Annotated in this window: 5 protein-coding genes; 3 read left to right on the top strand and 2 right to left on the bottom strand. The window is 60.5% G+C overall.

The window, feature by feature from the left end:
- Positions 1-133 precede the first annotated feature (133 nt).
- Entirely contained in the window at positions 134-1159 is a 1026-nt protein-coding gene (locus HQL63_15395; GenBank protein ID MBF0178210.1) for an NAD(P)-dependent glycerol-3-phosphate dehydrogenase, read from the bottom strand.
- A gap of 47 nt (positions 1160-1206) precedes the next feature.
- A complete protein-coding gene (gene tsaD, locus HQL63_15390) occupies positions 1207-2238 on the bottom strand; it encodes a tRNA (adenosine(37)-N6)-threonylcarbamoyltransferase complex transferase subunit TsaD (GenBank protein ID MBF0178209.1) in 1032 nt (343 codons plus the stop codon).
- 235 nt (positions 2239-2473) lie between these two features.
- Here tsaD and hemC point away from each other — a divergent pair, with 235 nt between their 5' ends.
- The 3 genes from hemC (at position 2474) to rfbH (ending at position 5946) form a co-directional block, all read left to right on the top strand.
- Positions 2474-3493 carry a hydroxymethylbilane synthase gene (gene hemC / locus HQL63_15385; GenBank protein ID MBF0178208.1) on the top strand — a complete coding sequence of 340 codons (1020 nt, stop codon included), beginning with the start codon at positions 2474-2476 and terminating at the stop codon, positions 3491-3493.
- Positions 3490-4287 (top strand): uroporphyrinogen-III synthase, encoded by a 798-nt coding sequence (locus HQL63_15380; GenBank protein MBF0178207.1) that lies wholly within the window; start codon positions 3490-3492, stop codon positions 4285-4287. The genes hemC and HQL63_15380 overlap by 4 nt, the downstream gene beginning before the upstream one ends.
- Before the next feature lie 324 nt (positions 4288-4611).
- Positions 4612-5946: a lipopolysaccharide biosynthesis protein RfbH gene (gene rfbH, locus HQL63_15375; GenBank protein ID MBF0178206.1), complete on the top strand. Its 1335-nt coding sequence runs from the start codon at positions 4612-4614 to the stop codon at positions 5944-5946.
- Positions 5947-6099 lie beyond the last annotated feature (153 nt).

The following is a 6099-nucleotide window of genomic DNA, read 5'->3' as shown; positions in this document are numbered from 1 at the left end:
ACTACAGAGTTATGGCATACTCTGACTCGGACTTTCACCGAGCTGATAAAGCGCCATCACGGGCGCACGGTTCGGGGCGAAGCCCTGACCAAGGCTTTCATATCCAAGCCTTTCTTGGAAGGGTGCTCAATCGTCACATGTGCAAAATCGTAACCTCGGGCTTGAGTTGGCGACCCATAAGATCTTCCACCACGGAACGAGGCGATTTTTGCCCGTAAAGAATGGCATGCACGGCGTGGGTGATGGGCATCTCCACCTGGTGTCGATCGGCAAGTTGCCGGGCCGCCCGGGTGGTATGAACCCCTTCCGCCACCTCACGCATGCCTGCCTGGATATCGGCGAGAGTTTCACCCTGTCCCAACCGGTACCCCACGGCATGATTGCGGGACAAGGTCGAGGTGGCGGTCAGCAGCAGGTCGCCCAAGCCCGAAAGTCCGGAAAAAGTCTCCGGTCGGCCACCCAGTCGGACGCCAAGACGGATGATTTCCGCCAAACCACGGGTGATCAGTGCGGCCCGGGCGCTGTGGCCAAATCCAAGGCCGTCGCTGATGCCGGCAGCCAGGGAAACGACGTTTTTCAACGCACCACCCAACTCGACCCCAACCACATCGTCCGAAGAGTAGGTGCGAAAACGGGGAGTGGAAAAAAGCTCCTGAATGGCCGTGACGACAGAGGCTTCCCGCCCCGCCACCACGACAGCGGCAGGGTGACCGAGCATCACCTCGCGCGCAAACGAGGGACCGGAGAGAAAACAGGCCCGTTGCGCCACCTCCTCGCCCAGAATCTCCGCGTAAAGCTCCGAAGTGAGCAGCAGATGGGACTCCTCGATACCCTTGCTGGCGCAAACCAGGACCGCCTCCGGGTGCAGGTGGGGTTGCAGAAGGGTCAAAAGCTGGCGCGTCACCTGGGTCGGGGCCACCATGACGAGGATCGAATGACGAGCCGCCACCTCACCCAGATCCGTGACCGCACGGACCGGATCGGGTATGGGCATGTCCGAAAGGAAGAGGGGATTGCGGCGGTTCTGGTTGATACCTGCGGCGACCTCCGGTTCATGGCACCACAAAGTCACCTGGGGAAGTTTGCCTGCCAACAGGGCCGCCAGGGCGGTGCCCCAGGAACCGGCGCCCACCACAGCCACGGATGGATCTGCGTTCATCATGCCATCAACTCCGCCAGAGACCAACACGGGTGGATCTGCGTTCATCATGCCATCAACTCCGCCAGAGACCAACGTGGTCTGGCATTCAAGTGGGTGTCGCCTCGGGCGCCGGCAGCCAAACGGCGCAAACCCGCACAGGCGATCATGGCCCCGTTGTCGGTGCAGAGCCCAACAGGGGGAAACAAGACGCGAACGCCTGCAACCTCTGCGGCTTGCGTCAGACGCTCCCGCAAACGTTGATTGGCGCCCACACCACCAGCCACCACCAGACGCTGCGCACCCACAGTCCGGCAGGCCGCCAGAGACTTGATCACCAGGGGTTCGATCAAAGCCTCTTGAAAGGATGCCGCAATATCCTGCTGTCGTATCGACCCCACCTCCCCCGCCCCCTCACGCTCCAGAAAGGTGCGCAAGGCCGTTTTAAGACCCGAATAGGAAAAATCGTGGCGGGTACGGTCCAACATGGCACGGGGGAAGGCAAAGGCGTGTGGATTGCCGTGCAAGGCCAGTTGGGCAATCGCCGGACCACCCGGGTAGGTCAAACCCAGCATGCGCGCCCCCTTGTCAAAGGCTTCGCCCACAGAGTCGTCGCGGGTCTGGCCCAACACCTGGTAACGCGCAAAATCCAGGGCATGAACCAGAAGGGTGTGTCCACCCGACACCAACAACGCAACAAACGGAAAGGCAAAGTCGGTCACCCCGGCAAGAAATGGACTCATCAAATGGCCCTCCATGTGGTGAATGGCGAGCAGAGGACGCCCCAAGGCCATAGCCATCCCCCGAGCCATGGCAACACCCACCAGCAGAGCACCTACCAGACCAGGACCAACCGTCACAGCGATGCCATCCAGAGACCCTTCCGACACACGCGCCTGTGCCAAAGCCGTCGCAACCACAGGCCCGATGTTGCGAATATGGGCACGGCTCGCCAACTCCGGAACAACACCGCCAAAATCAGCGTGAATATCCAATTGCCCATGCACAACGTTGGCAAGAATGGCAAACGCCCGGCCATCCCCTTCCAGCACGGCGGCGGCGGTTTCGTCACAACTTGATTCAATACCCAGAATGCGCATGCTCTTGTCTGTTCGACACTCTCCCCTTATGCTGGCACCGTCGCAGGGAACAATTGAAGTTTGACGTAACGACTCACCACCCTTGCAAGAAAAGCTTGGACATGAAAGCCTTTGTCAGGGCTTCGCCCCGAACCCCACCAGGACTCCGTCCTGGACCTGCCAGGGAGCCAGCCCCCTGGACCCCGATTCGTTGCCGGGTGGTGAATAGTTACAATTTGACGAAGGAACATCCTCGGTGAAAAAGTCTCTTTTGCGTATCGGCACACGGGGCAGCGCCCTGGCTCTCTGGCAGGCCCGCCTGGTCCGGGATCGCATCCTGGCACATCGCCCTGCCCTGACGGTGGAACTGGTCTCCATCAAGACCACGGGCGACAAAATCCTCGACGTGCCCCTGGCCAAGGTGGGGGGAAAAGGGCTGTTCGTCAAGGAACTGGAAGAAGCCCTGTTGGATGGCCGGGCCGATCTGGCCGTTCACTCCATGAAAGACGTTCCCGCACGGTTTCCGCCGGGGCTCACATTGGGTTCCATTCTGGAGCGGGCCGATCCACGCGACGTGGTGTTGTCGGTGCATCATGCCGGGCTGGCGATGCTGCCACAAAAAGCCCGGGTTGGCTCATCCTCCCTGCGGCGGTGCAGCCAATTGCTGGCCTTGCGGCCCGACCTGAACGTGTTGCCGCTGCGGGGCAACATCAATACCCGCATCGAAAAGATGGTGGCTGGTGAGTACGACGCCATCATCCTGGCAGCCGCCGGGGTCGAACGATTGCAAATGACCCGCTACGTGGTGGAGTATCTGGACTCCGAGCGCATGGTCTCGGCCATTGGTCAGGGGGCCATCGGCATGGAGATGCGTGACGACGATCCTCACGTGGCCACCCTTCTGGAACCCCTGAATCACCTGCCCACGCAACTGTGTGTACGGGCAGAACGGGCCTTTCTGGCCACCCTGGAAGGTGGATGCCAGGTACCCATCGGGGGGCATGCCCGGCTGGATGGGCAAACGTTGACCCTGGAAGGAATCGTGGCCGGCGTCACGGGATCTCCCATGATTCGTGGTCGCCGCCAGGGATCGGCAACAGACCCGGAAGCCCTTGGGGTTGCCCTGGCCCAGGAACTCCTGGGGCGCGGGGCGCGAAAGATCCTTCAGGAACTTCAGATCACGGCGCCTTCGGGGGGGAGAGTCGATCTCGTGTCACCCGTGCCTGTCGTGCCATCCATAGCCCCCATTCCTGCCATCAAATCCCTTTCATCATGAGATCACCCAACCTGGCCGGGCGCACCATCCTGATCACCCGTCCCCAACCCGAAGCGGAACAAACAGCCGACCTGGTCCGTCGGGCAGGTGGACATCCCCTTGTGGCGCCGGCCCTGGTCATGGGCCCGCCTGCCGATCCCGTGCCTTTCCATGCAGCCATGGCCCGACTGGATACCTATGCCGGCATCATTCTCACCAGCGCCCACGGCGCTCGCGCACTGCTCGATGCGTTGCCAGCCGGAAGCGCCCACCCACCCCTCTATGCGGTTGGCGCCAAGACCGCCGCCCTCTTGCACCAGGGGGGGTGCCCCGCCACAATCCCCACTCAGCCCGGTGATGCCCAGGCATTGGCCCAATTCATTTTGTCACGGCATGGGCCAGGAACCCTGTTTCTGTTTTTGCGGGCAGAGTCGGGCCAGGAGACCCTCGTGCATATTCTGGAGGCAGGTGGCTGTCGTGTCGAGTTGGTCGTCGCCTATCGTGCCATGCCCATCACCCAACTGCCGGAACCGGTCTTGACAGCTTTGCATCGGCGAGAAGTGAGCGCCATTTCCTTCTTCAGTGGCCGTTCCGCCGAATCCTTTCTGGACGCTCTCCCCTCACCCGCCATGCCCTGGTGGCAACACACCCTGATCGCCGCCTTGAGTCCCGTCACTGCGACCGTATTGCAGCGGCGGCACATTCCGGTGCATCTTGTGGCACCCCACCCCTCCGCCGAGGCGTTGTTGGTCACCTTGGCTGATCATTGGCAACGAACTTGCGCCCATGTCACCGCAAGAAACAGTTCGATATGAAAAATTATGTGCAACAATTCACCACTCTTTCAAAAACAGCCTGGACAGGAAAGCCTTTGTCAGGGCTTCGCCCCGAACCCCACCAGGACTCCGTCCTGGACCTGCCAGGGAGCCAGCCCCCTGGACCCCGCTTCCAAGAAAAGCCTGGACAGGAAAGCCTTTGTCAGGGCTTCGCCCCGAACCCCACCAGGACTCCGTCCTGGACCTGCCAGGGAGCCAGCCCCCTGGACCCCGCTTCTTGGCCGGGTGGTGAATAGTTACGAATCGTGACGGTTTTTTTCGTAGTCGGATACCGAATTGTTACTCTGTGCAGGAGAATAGACCATGTCCAGTGATCAACCCGATCCATTGCGTCAGGAAATTTCCACGCTGGTGGCCCGGTTTCATGCGGCACGGCACGCTGCTGTGCCGTTTGTTCCTGGTGTTTCGCCGGTTCCTGTCTCTGGAAGGGTGTTTGGAGCCGAAGAGTTGCAAACGTTGGTGGAGTCATCCCTGGACTTTTGGCTCACGACGGGCCGTTTCAATGCCCGGTTTGAGCAGGAGTTGGGAGCTTTTTTGGCCAACAGGCATGTGCTGACCGTCAATTCGGGCTCATCTGCCAATCTGGTAGCGATGGCGGCCATGACCTCGTCCCAGGCCTGGGGAGAGTCTGCCCTGCGACCGGGTGACGAGGTGATCACGGTGGCAGCGGGGTTTCCTACCACCTTGAATCCCATCCTGATCCATGGTTTGACCCCGGTATTTTTGGATCTCTCCCTGCCGGATTACAACATCGATGTAACGCTGTTGGACGAGGCGGTGGGCCCCCGCACCCGGGCCATCATGGTGGCCCACACCTTGGGAAACCCGTTCAATCTGGAACAGGTAACCAGGGTTGCGCAAAAACACGGTCTGCGTTTGATCGAGGATTGTTGTGACGCATTGGGTTCGACCTACCAAGGGCGTCTGGTGGGAACCTTTGGCGATGTGGGAACGCTCAGTTTTTATCCCGCCCACCACATCACCATGGGGGAAGGGGGGGCGGTTTTTTCCGACAATGGCGCCCTCAATCAGGCCATGGAATCGATTCGCGACTGGGGCCGCTCCTGCTTTTGCCCGCCGGGACGCGACAACACCTGCAAACGCCGTTTCGATTGGCAATTGGGGGAGTTGCCCCACGGGTATGACCACAAGTACATCTACTCCCATCTGGGCTACAACCTGAAAATCACCGACATGCAGGCTTCCGTCGGGGTGGCCCAGTTGCAGCGTTTGCCCGAATTCATCCAGCGACGCAAACACAATTTCCGCCGTTTGCGGGAAGGTTTGGCCGATCTGGAAAGTGTGTTCGTGTTGCCGGAGCCCACACCCGGTTCCGATCCCGCCTGGTTTGGCTTTCTCCTGATGCTGCGGGAAGAAATGCCGTTCGAACGAGCTGCGTTGTTGCGGTTTCTTGATGCGAGCCGTATTGGTTTCCGTTTGTTGTTTGGTGGCAACCTGCTGCGTCAGCCCTACATGATCGGGCGTCCGCACCGTGTGGTGGGGTCGCTCGAACATACCGACGCCATCATGCACCGCGCATTCTGGGTGGGCACCTATCCGGGCCTCCAGGACGTTCACATTGACTATATCGTGGAGAGAATCCACCAGTTTGTGCGGGAGCAGGGTGTGAACCCCTGAACGTATCTGAACCCTGAACGTATCTGAACCCTGAACGTCCAGGCGCTGAGGAGTTGTTTTGTTGCAACCATGCGGCACCGTCGGGGCTTTGCCCCGAGCCCCACCAGGAGGAAGGGCGCAGCCCTTCCTCCTGGACCTCCATCCCAGTTTTTC

The organism is Magnetococcales bacterium (assembly GCA_015231175.1).
In the GTDB taxonomy this organism is placed as follows: domain Bacteria; phylum Pseudomonadota; class Magnetococcia; order Magnetococcales; family DC0425bin3; genus HA3dbin3.
This window is presented reverse-complemented; position numbering and strand designations above follow the sequence as displayed.

Excerpts from the sequence above, each read along its gene's own strand:
- HQL63_15395 (MBF0178210.1), bottom strand. The coding sequence starts at position 1,159 with ATGAACGCAGATCCATCCGTGGCTGTGGTGGGCGCCGGTTCCTGGGGC.
- tsaD (MBF0178209.1), bottom strand. The coding sequence starts at position 2,238 with ATGCGCATTCTGGGTATTGAATCAAGTTGTGACGAAACCGCCGCCGCC.
- HQL63_15380 (MBF0178207.1), top strand. The coding sequence starts at position 3,490 with ATGAGATCACCCAACCTGGCCGGGCGCACCATCCTGATCACCCGTCCC.
- rfbH (MBF0178206.1), top strand. The coding sequence starts at position 4,612 with ATGTCCAGTGATCAACCCGATCCATTGCGTCAGGAAATTTCCACGCTG.